This window comes from Nostoc sp. DedQUE02, from assembly GCF_034531035.1.
Taxonomy (GTDB): Bacteria; Cyanobacteriota; Cyanobacteriia; order Cyanobacteriales; family Nostocaceae; genus Nostoc.
Window position 1 is genome coordinate 67,054 of sequence record NZ_JAVRBY020000033.1, and the last position, 16,313, is coordinate 83,366.

Below are 16,313 nucleotides of genomic sequence, written 5' to 3' on the forward strand. Positions count from 1 at the left end.
GCTAGTCATCTCAAAATTTTAACTAAATTTGGGGGTTTAAGTTCCCTGCTTCTATAGACAGCAGGTTTTGTGATGGGGATTTAAACCCCAACACAAATCTTGGTGATAAACGCGATCGCTCTTAGCGGTGGCGTAGGAGTATAACAATAGGGATTGATATTTGAAGTGAAGGATTGGGATATTTCTAAGTACAGCAGTATTTATTTTCATAAATTGGGCAAAATTAATCACTTATGCCATACTGATAAAACCCAATGCAAATATGAGATAAAAAACTATGGATTTTATTGATGCGGTTAAAGATGTTGCCCAGCATATTGAAAGACTAAAAGACTCGGTACAGACAGAACAAGCTGCAAAAGCTGCTTTTGTTTTACCTTTAATTCAAGCTTTAGGATATAAGATTTTTGATACAACTGAAGTCTGTCCTGAATATATAGCTGCTACACCAGGCTTAAAAGGTGAAAAAGTTGATTATGCTATTTTAATAAATGGAGTCCCATCAATTTTAATAGAATGTAAATTTCATAAAAATGATTTAGCACATCCCAAAAATTCCTCACAATTATTCAGGTATTTTAGTGCAACACAAGCAAGATTTGCCGTGTTGACTAATGGAATCCATTATTGGTTCTACACGGATACAGAAAAAACTCACATTATGGATGAAAAACCTTTTTTTGAGTTTAATATATTAGATTTCAATGAGTCGTCAATCAATGAGCTTAAAAAGTTTTCTAGGGAAGTATTTAACCCTGATGAAATGGCTAGTTGTGCAAGACAGCTTTTATATAAAAAGGAAATTAGCCGATTAATCTCAGAACAGTTTACAAATCCTTCTCCTGATTTTGTTAAGCTTTTTGCTGGTCAAGTGTACAAAGGGCACATGGTTGCACCAGTTGTAGAAAAATTTACTGAAATTTTCAAAGGTTGTCTTAAAGATTATATTAACGAGCGAATTAATGACAAGATAAGATCCGCTATGGATATTGATATTTCTGATACGACAAAAACAGATGTACCAGACTCGGCTAAAGTAACAATCAATCTCAACACCGAAGTTATTGATACCATTGTAACTACAGCAGATGAGATGGAAAGCTTTTACATTATTAAATCTATATTGCGTGATGTTATCGAATTACCTCGCGTTCAATATAGAGATACAAAAAATTATTTCGGAGTCAATATTGACGGTAAAGCTAACAAAACTATTTGTCGTTTATGGCTTAATTCTGAGAAGAAATATGTTGGTTTTTTGGATATAAATAATAAAGAAGTTAAAACGCTAATTAACTCTTTAGATGAGATTTACAAATTTGCCAACATTTTAAAAGATAGGGCAATATTTTTAGCTAAAAATAAGGTAGAAACAGAAGTAGCTGAACAATAAAATTTTGATTAGGAATTTTTACCAGCGTTGGTGCAGCCTTTGGTGGAGAAGCAAGGTATTGGTCATCTTTGTGCTTTATTGAGGCAGTAGAAGCGATCGCCTTCCTTAATTCTCCCCTAGTTCTCCCCGATCGCACTTTAATCTTAGAAGTCAAGAAAACTTGAAGCTCTGGGCGCTCTCAGGAAAAAGGAGAACAATGCAACTAAAACACAGCCACATATATCGCCAAGAAGCTCTAGAGCGCTTATCTTCACCAGAACAACTGGATCAAGCGATAAATGTAGTTAAGCCTCAAGCTTGGTTGACTTTATCTACTTTAAGTTTTGTGGTTGCTGTAGCTGGCGTTTGGAGTGTATTTGGGAGAATTCCTCTCACCGTCACAGGTCAAGGTATCTTGATTAAACCGCATCATGTTGTGGAATTTCAAGCGCCCAGTTCTGGCCCGTTACTCACTCTGAAGGTAAAGGCGGGAGATATTATTAAACAAGGTGATGTGCTGGGTATTATCGACCAATCAGCGCTAAAGCAGCAGTTGCAGCAAGAGCAAGTAAAGTTGCAACAATTGCAAACCCAAAATCAAGAGACTGACAGGTTACAAAAGCTGCTGATTGACCAACAAATCATTACTCTTGGGCAGCAAAAACTAGATTTGGAAAGTAACCTACGCCGAGAGCAAAGTGCGCCCAAGTTACGCGATCAAACCCAAAGAGCGATCGCTCAAAAACGCCAAAGCATTAATTCCCGCAAACAACAAATTAATTACTTACTCAAAACTCTCAAAGGACGGGTTGATAACCGTCGTCACCTTTTTGAGCAGCATGTAATCAGCCAAGATATGTTGGTGCAAGCGGAGCAAGAATATTTTAATACTCAAAGCGAATTGTCAGATATTGACGTGCAACTCAAGGATCTGGAAATCCAAGAAACCACCACGCAACGCGAATATCTGGAAAATCTTAATAGAATTGACGAAATTAAAACCAAAATTAAAGATATTAATACTCAAAATACTAAACTACGCGAACAAGATTTAAAGCAATCAATTGATAAAAGCAATAAAATTCGGGAAGTAAAGCGGCGAATTGCCCAATTAGAATTGCAATTATCTCAAGAAAGTAGAATTATTAGCAAATATAATGGTCACATTCTCGAACTGAGCGCTGTCCCCGGACAAATGATGAATCCGGGTAGTCGCTTGGGGTCAATTGAGGCTGAACAGCCAAATTCAAAACTTATGAGTCTTGTTTACTTTGCTAATAAAGATGGTAAGCAAATCAAGCCTGGGATGCCTGTACAAGTGACTCCCAGCTTTGCCAAACGCGAACGCGAAGGTGGCATTGTCGGAACCGTTGCAGATATTTCTTCATTTCCAGTGACTACACAAGATATTACAGCGATCATTGGTAACAAAGAAATTGCCGCCAGTCTTGCAGGTAAAGGTGAAGGCAAGGTGCAAGCTTTTGTCCAACTTCAAGAAAACCCTACATCAGTAAGTGGCTACAAATGGTCATCTTCTGATGGCCCAGCCTTAAAAATATCTTCTGGCACAACTACATCAGTTCAAGTAAAAGTTGGAGAAAAAGCACCGATTTCTTATATTATTCCTATGCTGCGCTCTTGGACGGGGGTTTATTAAATTACGCCGTGTACAATTTTCTCTCAGACCTAACCCCCAACCCCTTCCCTACAAGGGAAGGGGAGTAAGAATCAAAGCTTCTCCCCCTGTGTGGGAGAGGTTTGGAGGGGGGTTCTAAGGATAAGTTGGACATCGCGTTAATTTGGGCATTGGGGTTAAAACTTGAAAGTTCACCCTCAGAAGCTCAACTTCCAAGTTCTAATACTAATGCCCAATTCCCAATCCCCAATTCCCAAACTTAAACCAAATCGTGTCCGCACTTCTACAGTTTTGCAAATGGAAGCAGTCGAATGTGGTGCGGCTGCTTTGGGAATAATTCTGAGCTATTACGGGCGGATTGTACCACTGGCTAAACTGCGTGAAGAATGCGGTGTTTCGCGGGATGGCAGTAAAGCTTTTAATATCCTCAAAGCTGCCAAAAACTATGGACTCAATGCTAAAGGTTTAAAACTGTCCCTGGAAAAGGTGACAGCTACCCGTCTCCCCTACATTGCCTTTTGGAATTTTAACCATTTTCTCGTGGTAGAAGGATACAGCAAAAAACGCGTCTACCTCAACGATCCTGCCAATGGTCGGAGAACAGTGAGTTGGGAAGAGTTCGATCGCGCATACACGGGTGTTGTGCTGACAATGGAACCAGGAGCGGATTTTCAGAAGGGAGGCAAAAAAAATCACATTATCTCAGCCTTAAGTAGCCGCTTACAAAACTCACGAAATACTATCTTATTTTGCTTGCTTGCGGGGTTATTGCTAACACTGCCTCGGTTAGCTGTGCCAGCCTTTTCTCAAGTATTTATCGATGAGATTTTAATCCAAGATCGACAAGATTGGTTACGACCTTTGCTGTTAGGAATGCTGTTAACTACTTTATTACGGGCATTCCTTGCTAGACTGCGGCTTACCTACCTGCGGCGATTGATGGTTAAGTTATCAGTCAGCACATCAGGACTATTTCTCTGGCATATCCTGCGATTGCCTGTTGGGTTTTACGATCAACGCTTTGCTGGGGAAATCAGTAACCGAGTGCAACTGAATGGCCGGGTGGCAGAAGTACTTTCAGGGCCTTTGGCAACTACAATAATTGACGCGGTGATGATGATATTTTACCTGTTGATTATGATTCAGTATGACCAATTGCTGAGTGCGATCGCAGTCGGTTTTGCTTTAATCAACATTCTCGCCCTTGTATTTTTATCGCAAACTCGTGTAGATACAAATATGCGCCTAGCTCAGGAATATGGCAAGGTGGGTGGAGTAACGGTTAGCGGCATCCAAACCATAGAAACCATCAAAGCTTCGGGGCTGGAGTCAGATTTATTTGCTCGGTTTGCGGGTTATTATGCTAAAGCACTCAACGCCCAACAACAATTAGGCTTACAAACTCAAATTCTCACCACATTACCCACAATTTTGACAGCCCTAGCTACAGCTTCTATTTTACTGGTTGGTGGTTTACAGGTAATGAAAAACAATCTCAGTATTGGAATGCTGGTTGCCTACCAAAGTTTAACATTGAGTTTCTTAGAGCCAGTCAATAGCCTCGTCAATTTTGGCAGTACACTCCAAACTTTAGAAGCTGATTTAAATCGCCTTGATGATGTGTTGCAAAATCCTGTTGATTTGGAAGTGGAGGGGAAGTGGAGAGCAGGGGAGGCAGGGGGGGTAGGGGAGCAGAGGAGCAGGGGAGCAGAGGAGCAGAGGAGAATAATTAATACCAATGCCCCATGCCCAATGCCCAATGCCCAATGCCCAATGCCCCATGCCCCATGCCCCATGCCCTGGCAATTACAGGGTCACCTTGAGTTACGGAATGTCACTTTTGGCTATAGTCGTGTGGAACCTCCGTTGATTGAGAATTTGAGTTTGACTGTCAAGCCAGGGCAAAGAATAGCGCTTGTGGGGGGGAGTGGTTCTGGTAAATCGACAGTTGCTAAATTAATTTGCGGGCTTTATCAACCTTGGGATGGGGAAATCTGCTTTGATGGTGTAGAGCGATCGCAAATTAAGCGTTCTGTTCTGGCTAATTGGTTGGCAATGGTTGAACAGGATATCTTTTTATTTGCCGGGACTGTGCGGGAAAATATTACTCTTTGGGATTCAACTGTGCCTGAAGTTGATTTGGTGCAGGCTTGCCAAGATGCAGCGATTCATGATGCGATCGCATCTATGCCTGGAAAATATGACTTTGAGTTGATTGAAGGCGGTATGAATATTAGTGGTGGCCAACGCCAGCGTTTAGAAATTGCCCGCGCTTTGGTGAGAAATCCCACAATCTTAGTACTGGATGAAGCAACCAGCGCCCTGGATGCAGAAACGGAGTTGATTATTAACCGCAACTTGCAACAGCGTGGTTGTTCGTGTATTGTAGTAGCCCACCGCCTCAGCACAATCCGCGATTGCCATGAAATTATTGTGCTAGAGCAAGGTAAAATCGTGCAGCGTGGCACCCATGAGGAATTATGGCAGCAAGGCGGAACTTATGTTCGCCTTCTTCACGCAGCAGAGGCATAGGAGTATTTATAAAAAAATTAGACGACAATGTACAATTACCCTTGCAAATTGTTTATTTGCACTCACTTACTTATCCAATCTTCCCCACCAGCTAGTTGAGCTAAATAATTATCCATAATGGCTGGTAATTCTTTTGCCGAATAAGTATATGTTAAAGCTATAAACTCAGTTGCTGTAGTTAAAATCTGGTTTCTATCTAGAATTGCTGACAGTTGAGAGCGAGTATATTTACCGTTCAAAACTTCCAGACTTGCATCAGCTATAGCATCTTCAATTACTTCTTCTACTATAAGCATTTTCCATTCATCTTGATTAATATAGTAAGATTTTTTATTATCTTTAATATTCAATTTTTTAATTTGTTTAATTGAGTTGCGAATAGAATTTATCCAAGAACCAGTTAATCGCTGTTCTATTTGGTTTTTAATTAAATGAATCAACAGAATGTTTAAATAAGATTCTATATTACGCAGAATAGCTTGTTTACTCATGCTCTCTAACTCATCAACAATCACCAAAGCATCTGCGTATCTTCCTTCCAGAATACTATTTTTTAGGTCGATTAATTCTTGTGTCATTTGTATTGTCTGTATTGCCTGCAAGACTTAACGGTGATAATCTAAATTTAACTCAAACCAGTTCGATTAAGGCTAAAAAATCTTTTTGCACTTGTCGAACTCATATCGATTTCCCGCAAGTGAATCCTCTTCCCACATACTCCCTTCAGGCAAACGAAGTATTACTGTTAGATAACCCACAAACAGTCTGGGTGGTGCAGTCTGGAACATTGGCGGTGTTTGCCACTAGAGTTAAGAACAGCTTACTAAAGGAGCATCGCCGCTATCTGTTTCATGTCAACACTGGTGAAGCATTATTTAGTGCAGCCTTGTTACCGGAAGTAATAGCACAAAGCCAATGGAATCTTGTAGCGATCGCAATTGAACCTACCCAATTATGCCAGATGTCAATGGTTGATTTGGTTAAGGGAATCGCGGCGGCTGATTCTCAAGCCATAGAATTTTTAGAAGGTTGGGTAAATCATTTAGGACAATCTCTTAGCGCCCAGCAAACAGTTTTGACTACGCCATTAAACCTTGTGCAGGAAAAGGTTGAGCGGGATTTTTCATTATCGCCTGGTGAAACGCTACAGTGGAAGCAGCAAAAACTTTCATGGGTAAAGTTGCAGCAAGGTACTACTCACTGGATGGGAGTCGAGGAATTAACCTTGAATTCTACTTCATCAACGTTTCCACTCACAAGTGATATGTGGCTGGAGGCAGAAGATGCGGTTATTGGACAAGTGTTATTAACGGCAGATTTAGAAAATTCCGAGGAACTTCTGGCAGGTTTAGCCAGTTTGCAGACTTATTTCTTTCACTACTTCAGTTTGCTGGCAAACAAAGAAACAGAAGCAGAATTTCGGCAGTTTCAGGAACGCGAACAATTTAATCAGCAAGTAATAGAGGGGGCACTCTCTGACTTAGCAACGGTATTGCAGCCACAACAGGAGGCGGTTTTTTCTCAGGAAGGGCCGCCCTTATTGGTAGCATTTGGGGCAGTTGGGCGATCACTGGGGATAGAGATTCGTCCACCAGCAGAGGATTTGAATTCTATTAAAGACCCTGTAGCCGCGATCGCACAAGCATCGCAAATTCGGATTCGGCGTATAACTTTAGCAGATGGCTGGTGGCGTCAAGACCAAGGAGCAATGTTAGCTTATACTCGGTTGGAACGCCCAGTGGCGTTGTTACCTACAGCTAATCGAGATTATGTCATCTTTGACCCCGTAGCGCGGACTCGCACACCTGTAAATGAATCAATAGCAAAAACACTGTCACCATTAGCATACGTTCTGTATCGACCCTTACCCCAAGTTGCGCTCAAAGCCATTGATTTACTGCGGTTTGGGGTTAAGGGTTATGAAAAAGACATCGCCAGTATTTTAGTGGTAGGGTTACTGGGCACAATATTGGGGATGGTTGCACCACAAGCAACGGCAATTTTAATCAATCATGCCATTCCAGATAGCGATCGCGCTCTACTGTGGCAGATCGGATTGGTCATGTTTGCAGTCGCCTTTGCACAGTTAGCTTTTCAAATTGCCCAAAGCATTATTACTCTACGAGTCGAAAGCGCCACTGATAGCATATTGCAGCCAGCCATCTGGGATCGCCTGCTGAGATTAAGCCCTAGCTTTTTTCGCCAGTATACTTCTGGAGATTTAGTCAATCGCGTTATGGCAGTGAGGGAAATTCATCAAAAACTTAGCGGTGCTACCCAACGGACTTTGTTGAGTGGAGTTTTTGCCCTATTTAACTTAGTGTTGATGTTTATTTACAGTTGGCAACTAGCGTTTGTGGGCGTGGGTTTAGCAATATTTGCCACTGTGGTTACGACTGTTGCAAGTTTCCTTTTGGTAAAGAAATCGAAAAAAGAGCAAGAACTCAATGGTGCAATTCAGGGACTCACAGTACAACTAATCAACGGTGTTGCCAAGCTGCGAGTGACAATGGCAGAAGAACGCGCATTTGCAGCTTGGGCAAAAAAGTACAGCCAGCAGATCCGACTGAAGGCGAGTTGGCAAGAGATTAAAGATGGTATTTCTGTATTCAACGAAGCACTTCCTTTGGTAAGTTCGATACTGCTGTTTGGGTTTGCCATGCTGTTGATGCAGACACGCTTAACACTGGGTACATTCGTTGCTTTTAACTATGCTTTGGCGATTTTTATCAAAGGAGTAATTGACCTGAGCAATACTGTATCGGAGATTTGGAGTATTATACCAATTTGGGAACGAGCAAAACCAATTTGGCGATCGCAGCCTGAATATGACCCAACCAAGGTTAACCCCGGCCAATTAAGCGGCCGCATTGCTCTAAATCGTGTCAGCTTTCGCTACTCAGAAAATGGCAGCTTAATCCTTAATGATGTCAGCCTTCATGCCGAACCAGGGGAATTTATCGCGATCGTTGGGTCTTCTGGAAGTGGAAAATCAACGATATTGCGTTTGTTATTGGGCTTTGAAACTCCATTGACAGGGAGCATCTATTATGATGGCAAAGATTTAGCAGAGATGGAACTCCAAGCTGTGCGAAGACAGTTAGGAGTGGTACTGCAAAATGGAAAAATCGGTACAGGATCGGTTTTTGATAATATTACCGCCGGGGCTTTAGTTTCCCTAGAAGAAGCTTGGTCAGCAGCACAAATGGCAGGCTTTGCTGATGATATCAAGCAAATGCCAATGGGGATGCACACGATCGTCGCTGAGGGTGGTAGTAATCTTTCTGGTGGTCAACGGCAAAGATTATTGATTGCGCGATCGCTTGTTTCCAAGCCTAAAATTATCTTGATGGATGAAGCGACCAGTGCCTTAGATAACCGCACCCAGGCAATTGTGACTGAAAGTTTAGCTAAGTTAAACGCTACCAGAGTGGTAATTGCCCATCGCCTCAGCACGATTCGTAATGCCGATCGCATCTATGTTATTGACGCTGGTCATATCGCGCAGGTAGGTAATTTTTCGGAATTGATTGCCCAATCAGGGTTATTTGCCAAACTGGTAGCCCAACAGTTAGAAGGGGAGTAGGGGCGCAAGCAATACGGTTTGGTTAAAGGGGAAAGGGAAAAGGGGAAAGGTTTTGAATACATCCTTTACTTTACCCTTTACCCTTTACCCATTCCCCAGACCACAAGGAAAGTGAAAAATGCTTATCCGAACCGTACTGGGCGATGGCTACGCATTTGTTATTTCAGCGAACTCATTTGTTACTTCGGCGAACTCATTTGTTATTTCGGCGTGTCCATAACGCACTCTACTCAATACTTCTCGGGTAAAAGTAAAGAAAAAACCTTTACCCTTTACCCTTTACCCTTTACCCTTTACCCGATTCCGATTCCGATTCCGAGTTAAAAATGCAAAACCCGATAAGTATTGTCTTAGTTCTGCTTTAGCATAGAATTAGCAACTTGGTATAAAGATTGGATATTTAGTCCATCATTAGGATATTCAACCACAGCAAAATTACAAGTTGCCTGGAAGCGATCGCCATTGGGAGCAGTAAAGACTTGCTGGCGGAGCTTGGTTAAAATGTCACTGAGGCGATGTTGGAGGACAAGCCGTTCTGTTTCAGTAAACCCAGATCCGACCACAAATTCTCCGTTACCCCAATAACCCAATATTTCGCCACCGCAAAATGCCGATTGGAATAGACGACTCCATCGTTGCAAAACTTGATTACCGGCCTCATGCCCATACTGGATATTAATTTGGCGTAAATCGCTGATATTCAAGATCGTTAAGCAAACCGATTGCTGATTTTTCTCGGCTTGAGCAATCAGATGTTGTAAGTCTCGGCTAGACTGTAACTGATTTGCTAGTCCGGTTAAAGGGTCTTTGGTAGAGAGCGACTGTAGTAGACGGCTGCGTTCTAGGCGATGGGCGATCCTTGCCAGCAATTCTGCTCCCACAACAGGTTTAACCACATAATCATCTCCCCCAGCAGCAAACACCTGCTGCACCGTTTCCATCTCCCGGTGAGCCGTCAGAAATACAATTGGCAATTCCTGCCATTGGGGATCTGTGCGAACTGCTTGGCATAGTTCTATCCCACTGATTTGGGGCATTTCCACATCCAAAATCAACAAATCTGGGGCAGTAGATTGCAATACCTCCCAGAAACGTAGGGGATCGTCTAATCCGGTCATTCGCATTCCCCAAGGTTCTAACATTGGCCCTAGTGCTGCTAAAATCAGTGGGTCATCATCAACTACTAATACATTTACTGTTAAAGAGCGAGTAAATTGCAATATTTGAGACGTAGTTTCCCAAACTTGACTTGCTATGACAGGCTTGACGAGAAAACCCCGCGCCCCAGACTGAGCCAAAGTCACGCGATCTACTAGGCGATCGCTGACAGCCAGCGCCAGAACAGGTACAGCAGGGGTATGTGTTGCCAAGTCCAACATGAGTGCTAAAGTTTCCTCTCGCTGCCCGATCTCATCTACATTCAGTACTACTAAATCTGGTGATGCGGTTTGCAAGAAATTTTTTGCACCTTCTAACGTTGTTATTTGCTGCCAACGCATTTCCGTAGAATACGCCAGTTGTTGCAGTTGTGAACCCAGTTGTAAATCAGAGTCAATTAGCAGTAATTTCGGACTTATCTCTTCCCCAATCGAGGTAACAGTTTGATTAACTACCTTCGTTAGGTTTAACAAGTTACCTAACTCTTGTATCAGCGATATTATCTGGGGTTTTTGGGCTGGTAATAACTCTCCATCTTTGTCTAAAATCTGTTCGATTTTCCGCGCTATGTGAGTTCCTGCTTCTTGCTCAAACATTCCCAAAACGCCAGCTAGCTTATGCGCTTCTCTTCCTGCCGATTCACGTAATTCTATAGTTAGCGCGCCGCTAGAAAGTTCTGTTGCTGCTTGTTGCAGTACCTCCATTCGCTGTGTCATTAATCCCTGGTATTGGCTCCACAACCCGCTCATTGCTTGGTTAAATTGCTGTTCAACGGATGGGGAAGTATCGGGTATGGATGAATTTTGCTCTGGATTTTTTTGAGTTATTTTTTCGCTTTTACTACTAGTAGCTTTTTGGGAGTTTAAGCGATATCCCAAACCATAAACGTTTTCAATCCAGTCTACAGCTCCGACTACTTTTAACTTGTGTCGCAACCACTTAATATGAGACTTAACAGTTTCCTCTTGGGGTGGATCGTCAAAAGTCCAGAGATGTTCGATAATATCTCCCCGACTAAAAACCCGCAATGGATTCCGCAGTAATAACTCCAGCAGACTATATTCTTTAGGTGTTAAATCTAGAACTTGATTATCGTATTTTACCTCGCAAATACTTGGATCTAACCGCAATGCCCCAACTTCTAGTACTGGAGGACGGGGAGTATCGCCGCGACGTAACAAAGCGCGTACCCTTGCTTGGAGTTCTCCCAAATTTAAAGGTTTTATGAGATAATCATCTGCTCCAGCATCGAGTCCGCGAATGCGATCGCTAGTTTCATCTTTTGCTGTGATCAACAAAATAGGAGTCGAACAACCACTAGAACGTAAGCGCTGACATAAAGTAATGCCATCCAGTTTCGGCAGTCCAACATCTGTTAATATCAGGTCGTAGTTCGTACCTTGGGCATATTCCCAGCCAATTTGTCCATCTTGTGCAATTTCAACAGCATAGTGTTGTTGGGTAAGAGACTGCAACAAAATACTCGCTAAAACTTCGTCATCTTCGATCAGCAAGATTCTCATATAGCAACCCTGAATCAGTTGTCAGAAAATACGTAGAAGATATAATGTAACTTTTGCTGACTATATTTAGAAAAAAGCCAAATTTAAGATGACTGATCAGGTTCTTGAGAAGATGTCATAAGCTATTCCACATCTAATAATTAAATCCGAAAAACCCCAAAGATACAAAATTACCCTTTATCTTCCGTAAGAGCTTGCAGGGAGAATACTCGCGTAGCTTTTTGCCGTAAGCATCGCAGTTAAAAAAACGCGGATTATCCAAATTAGTACAAGTTGGCGCTTTATATTTGTTGCCTGACTTTGCCTTTCATATTAAAATTTTGGAGTAATGCTTCATGGTTAATGCAGTCAAACGTTCAATTCGGATATTCAAAGATGCGCCCCTGCATGTCTGATTTTCTATATCACCCTACAGAATTTATCTTCTTCCATTTCCAACCCCTTTTTGCGGTGGGCTGTACTTAGGGTAGGTGGGGGCGAACGATCGCACCTCAGCGATTGTATCACTAGTTAACTATCTACTGGATGCAGAGAGTTGGCTCATATGTCATCCTAGATTTATGAGAGTTAATTCAGTGATGTCTTTGGTTTTAGTATTGAAAGGCTTTTTCCTTTTAGTATTTACAGACTTCTCAGAGAAATTAAAATCTCTACACAGTGATGATTTTGGAGAGAATCGATGTCAATTTATGTAGGTAACCTCTCTTATGACGTTACACAAGAAGATTTAAGTGGTATTTTTGCAGAATATGGTACTGTAAAAAGGGTTCAAGTACCTACTGACCGTGAAACAGGTCGTCCACGCGGCTTTGCTTTTGTGGAAATGGGAACCGAAGCTGAAGAAGCAGCTGCCATAGAAGCTCTCGATGGTGCTGAGTGGATGGGTCGTGACCTGAAAGTGAATAAGGCTAAACCCAAAGAAGATAGAGGTGACAGAGGTTCCTTTGGTGGTGGTAGAGGAGGATACGGCGGTGGTGGCGGCGGTGGACGCAACCGCTACTAACGTTGGAAACAAAAAAAATTTACCTAGAGTCTTAAGGTCAGACAAGGTGTCTGTCTTTTTTTTGTAATGTTACTAAAGCAGTGCTGAGTGTTCAGGAACGAGTGCTTGTAGTTATTTAAATACAACTCTTAGAGAGGCTGTGCCGACGACAAGCTCAGTAACCACCCATAGATAAATCTATCTATGGGGTTAATCAACACTCAGTACTCCTGAATGCCTCCATAGCCATTGATGAAGTCAACTTAGTAGGAGAGATAATGACCCAAGTAATTGTAGGTGACAATGAACACATTGAGTCAGCCTTACGACGATTTAAGCGAGAAGTTTCCAAGGCTGGAATTTTTCCAGACATGAGAAAGCATCGTCATTTTGAAACACCCCTAGAAAAACGCAAGCGTAAAGAAGTTGCCAAGCACAGACAAAGTAAGAGAAGTTTTCGTAATTAAGAACTGACAGACAGCAGGAGTCAGAATTCAAAATTCAGAATTCAGGCGTAAAACAGGCTTTATGCCTTGCTTTGAGACTTAGCTTGTGTACTTCACCTTCCTTGAAATCTGCTGTAAATATAAACGAATGCCCTCATAAATTTTATGAGGGTTTTCTTTTTGCCTATTTTAAAAATCAGGAAACCTAAAGAAACGCTAAAATCAAGTCAGCCTTTGTATTGTAGCGGTTGTGTCTCACATCACTCAGAGGGCGGTTCACTGTATAAATCCTGATTGTCAACGTCCTTATCCTCAGCCTTGGGGAAACAAATTTTGCAACAGCTGTGGCGCACCGCTAGAGTTGTTAGACCGCTATGTTCCACTTCAACCATTGGGATCGGGAGGATTTGCTCAAATTTACACGGTTTGGGATGAAAAAACTCAAACAGAGAAAGTGCTGAAAGTGTTGGTAGAAGATTCACCAAAGGCACTAGAATTATTTACCCAAGAAGCGGCGGTTTTATCTAGCTTGCAGCATCCGGGTGTCCCCAGAGTCGATGCTGATGGATATTTTCAGGTAAATCTGTTTAATCCCAAACCGCATCAACTGCCTTGTCTGGTAATGGAAAAAATCAATGGCCGCACTTTAGAGGAGATATTAAAAAAGTTTCCCCAAGGGTGTCCAGAGGATTTGGTTTTAAACTGGTTTGCCCAAGCTGTAGAGATTTTACAGGAATTACACAAACGTCAGATTATTCACCGGGATATCAAACCTTCTAATTTAATGCTGGGAACCTATTCGCCATCTGTAACCCCGCCTCAAGGGCAAACAGAAGGCGATCGCTTGGTATTAATTGATTTTGGTGGGGCAAAACAATTTACCCCCTCTAAGCTGCGTTCTCAATCTAGTTCCACCCGATTATTTTCTTCTGGCTACAGTCCACCAGAACAAGTGATTGGGGGTATCGTTGGACCAAGTGCCGATTTTTATGCCCTTGGTCGAACGGTGATTGAACTACTAACAGGCAAATACCCGTTAGAGTTGGAAGATCAGCAAACTGGAAAATTGCACTGGCGAACTACGGTAAATGTCAACCCCCAATTAGCAGATTTACTGGATGAGATGGTGCAGGAAGATGTGCGATCGCGTCCGGCAAATGCAGCTATAATTCAAAAACGTTTGGCGAAGATTTCTCAACCATTACCGCCACCAGGGTTGTTTGTCCAACTGCGAGACAAGATTAAGCAAGGATCAACCCAAGTTTCCCAAAGATTTACCCTGCTAACCCAAGCTATTGAACAAATTTTGGCTAATTTTAGCCAAGCTGTAACTAAAACCGTTATTTTTATTGCTCAGACAATTATCAAAATTTTTCGAGCTTGTTTGGCGACGATTTGGGCGATGATCCTCAGTAGTATAGGCGCTTGTTTTGGTGCGATCGCTGGTTTTATTTTGGCCTATCACACCAGCTTAGGGCCTCAGGTTATGGAATTTATTGGTAGCCAGCTAAACCAACTAGTGCCAAATACTCAACCCGTCTTCGGCGCAGATATTTTAGTGTTCGTTGCAGCAGGCTGGGGAACCGCTTGGGGATTGACAGTATCCGGGTGTTTTGGTCAACGGCGGCGGTTTTTAGTGGCATCCCTGATGGGGATAATTAGCTATGGCTTCGGCTGGTTGATTTTGCAATTCATCACCCCAAAAGATAGCGGCGAGGGCTTAATGGCAGTGATTTTAGTAGCAGTTTGCTTACTTACCTTAAGTTTGGGACTTCGCAGCCATCACATAGTCTACGCTGTGTTTGCTGCCTTTGGTAGTGCGATCGCCTATGCCGTTTTGATTCTCTTGAGGTTAGCACCTCCGATCTTGCAATTTACCAGTCAACCAGGTTGGTCAGAGTTATATTCACCTCTGACTTTTTTTGGTTCTGTAGGTTTTTTTATCAGCTTCTGGTTAGGAGTGAGTTACTACCTAATTGTCCCTGGATTGCGCTTTTTAGGATGGCGATGAAGGAGGGAGGGGATGCTAGAGGGAGTAGGGAGGCAGGGGAAGATGGCAACGCCAAAGGGGAAAGGGCAAGGGGCAAAGGGGAAAGGAAAGCTCCCTCCCTGTCCCTTTTCCCACCCGAAGGGTTTTGCCCAATGCCCCAATCCCTAAAAACAAGATCCCCCTAGTCGTATTTTTCATCGAGCTAGGGGGATCACATATATGGTAGTCTATAATTGGTTCGGTATAGTTCCTTACGAATCGATTCTATAGCCTATATTTCAGTTTGAGTAGTCTTACTATTAGAATTTATAGTATTTTTACAGCTTCTTAATCAATGCTTCATCCGTGTTCTTCCTAATTGAAGCGCTATATGTAAGTATGACAGTAGGCAATATGCGTAATTTGTCATCTTTGTAAATATCAGTAAAAAATATGAAACTTAAGATTGTTGCTACCATTGCCCTGCTAGCTTGTTTCGGGTTTGCAGAGCAAGCCGTTGCATTAAATCAGCTAGACTTGGATCAATTGAAGACAACAAGTACCTGTCCTCGGTGTAATTTGAGTGGCGCTGACCTAAGTAGGCTGAATCTAACTGGAGCAAATTTGCGAGGGGCTGACTTGAGCGGCGCTACATTATCTCAAGCTAATCTCACAAATGCCGATCTCACTGGTGCAAATTTAGAAAATGCGATTCTGAATTCGGCGAATCTCAATGGTGCTTCTTTAACAGGAGCAAATTTAAAATCAGCATCCCTGGAAAATGCCGATCTGTCTTTTGCCGGTTTTATCAGCGCCAATTTGGAAGCAACAAACTTAAAAAATGCAATATTGCAGTTTACTAATTTTCGAGGGGCTAACTACCGGCTAACAACTCTGGCTAATGGTGTCGTCACCTCTGACAAACCCTATGGCTGGTCGTTAGAGCGTCAAAACCCCAGAGAATGTAACGAGTTTAAACCCGAAAATACTTTAGGCACAACCTGCTATTCAAAATAAACTGGGGAATGGGGAATGGGGCATTGGGTATGGGGAAAGGGAAAGGGGTAAGGGGAAAAGGGGAAAGATTAAATTTATTCCTTTTCCCTTTA

At 42.3% G+C, this 16,313-nt stretch carries 10 protein-coding genes; 8 read left to right on the top strand and 2 right to left on the bottom strand.

Going from position 1 to position 16,313, the window contains the following annotated elements:
- Positions 1 to 277: 277 nt before the first annotated feature.
- The 3 genes from RMX98_RS22535 (at position 278) to RMX98_RS22545 (ending at position 5,540) form a co-directional block, all read left to right on the top strand.
- Positions 278 to 1,393 carry a type I restriction endonuclease gene (locus RMX98_RS22535; protein ID WP_322681504.1) on the top strand — a complete coding sequence of 372 codons (1,116 nt, stop codon included), beginning with the start codon at positions 278 to 280 and terminating at the stop codon, positions 1,391 to 1,393.
- Positions 1,394 to 1,589: 196 nt separating this feature from the next.
- The gene (locus RMX98_RS22540) at positions 1,590 to 3,029 is read left to right on the top strand and encodes an NHLP bacteriocin system secretion protein (protein ID WP_322681503.1); all 1,440 of its coding nucleotides are present in this window, start codon (positions 1,590 to 1,592) and stop codon (positions 3,027 to 3,029) included.
- A 207-nt stretch (positions 3,030 to 3,236) separates the two neighbouring features.
- Positions 3,237 to 5,540, top strand: coding sequence for an NHLP family bacteriocin export ABC transporter peptidase/permease/ATPase subunit (locus tag RMX98_RS22545; protein WP_322678513.1), 2,304 nt, complete (start codon positions 3,237 to 3,239; stop codon positions 5,538 to 5,540).
- Between the two features lie 62 nt (positions 5,541 to 5,602).
- Here RMX98_RS22545 and RMX98_RS22550 read toward each other — a convergent pair whose 3' ends face one another.
- Entirely contained in the window at positions 5,603 to 6,118 is a 516-nt protein-coding gene (locus tag RMX98_RS22550) for a DUF29 family protein (protein WP_322678512.1), read from the bottom strand.
- 119 nt (positions 6,119 to 6,237) lie between these two features.
- On the opposite strand from RMX98_RS22550, the gene RMX98_RS22555 reads away from it, so the two are divergent.
- Entirely contained in the window at positions 6,238 to 9,126 is a 2,889-nt protein-coding gene (locus RMX98_RS22555) for an NHLP bacteriocin export ABC transporter permease/ATPase subunit (protein ID WP_409881747.1), read from the top strand.
- Between the two features lie 350 nt (positions 9,127 to 9,476).
- On the opposite strand, the gene RMX98_RS22560 is transcribed toward RMX98_RS22555, so the two are convergent.
- Entirely contained in the window at positions 9,477 to 11,807 is a 2,331-nt protein-coding gene (locus tag RMX98_RS22560; RefSeq protein WP_322678510.1) for a response regulator, read from the bottom strand.
- A gap of 679 nt (positions 11,808 to 12,486) precedes the next feature.
- Between RMX98_RS22560 and RMX98_RS22565 the strand changes: the two genes are divergently transcribed.
- From RMX98_RS22565 to RMX98_RS22580, 4 genes are all read left to right on the top strand, one after another.
- The gene (locus RMX98_RS22565; protein ID WP_109006946.1) at positions 12,487 to 12,810 is read left to right on the top strand and encodes an RNA recognition motif domain-containing protein; all 324 of its coding nucleotides are present in this window, start codon (positions 12,487 to 12,489) and stop codon (positions 12,808 to 12,810) included.
- Between the two features lie 257 nt (positions 12,811 to 13,067).
- Positions 13,068 to 13,256 carry a 30S ribosomal protein S21 gene (gene rpsU, locus RMX98_RS22570; protein ID WP_012407716.1) on the top strand — a complete coding sequence of 63 codons (189 nt, stop codon included), beginning with the start codon at positions 13,068 to 13,070 and terminating at the stop codon, positions 13,254 to 13,256.
- Positions 13,257 to 13,485: 229 nt separating this feature from the next.
- Positions 13,486 to 15,246, top strand: a complete 1,761-nt coding sequence (locus RMX98_RS22575; protein WP_322678509.1) for a serine/threonine protein kinase — start codon at positions 13,486 to 13,488, stop codon at positions 15,244 to 15,246.
- 411 nt (positions 15,247 to 15,657) lie between these two features.
- Entirely contained in the window at positions 15,658 to 16,221 is a 564-nt protein-coding gene (locus RMX98_RS22580) for a pentapeptide repeat-containing protein (RefSeq protein ID WP_322678508.1), read from the top strand.
- Positions 16,222 to 16,313: the final 92 nt, after the last annotated feature.

Bases quoted from the DNA above. Each gene is read 5' to 3' on its own strand.
- RMX98_RS22535 (WP_322681504.1), top strand. From the start codon at position 278: ATGGATTTTATTGATGCGGTTAAAGATGTTGCCCAGCATATTGAAAGA.
- RMX98_RS22540 (WP_322681503.1), top strand. From the start codon at position 1,590: ATGCAACTAAAACACAGCCACATATATCGCCAAGAAGCTCTAGAGCGC.
- RMX98_RS22545 (WP_322678513.1), top strand. From the start codon at position 3,237: ATGCCCAATTCCCAATCCCCAATTCCCAAACTTAAACCAAATCGTGTC.
- RMX98_RS22550 (WP_322678512.1), bottom strand. From the start codon at position 6,118: ATGACACAAGAATTAATCGACCTAAAAAATAGTATTCTGGAAGGAAGA.
- RMX98_RS22560 (WP_322678510.1), bottom strand. From the start codon at position 11,807: ATGAGAATCTTGCTGATCGAAGATGACGAAGTTTTAGCGAGTATTTTG.
- RMX98_RS22565 (WP_109006946.1), top strand. From the start codon at position 12,487: ATGTCAATTTATGTAGGTAACCTCTCTTATGACGTTACACAAGAAGAT.
- rpsU (WP_012407716.1), top strand. From the start codon at position 13,068: ATGACCCAAGTAATTGTAGGTGACAATGAACACATTGAGTCAGCCTTA.
- RMX98_RS22580 (WP_322678508.1), top strand. From the start codon at position 15,658: ATGAAACTTAAGATTGTTGCTACCATTGCCCTGCTAGCTTGTTTCGGG.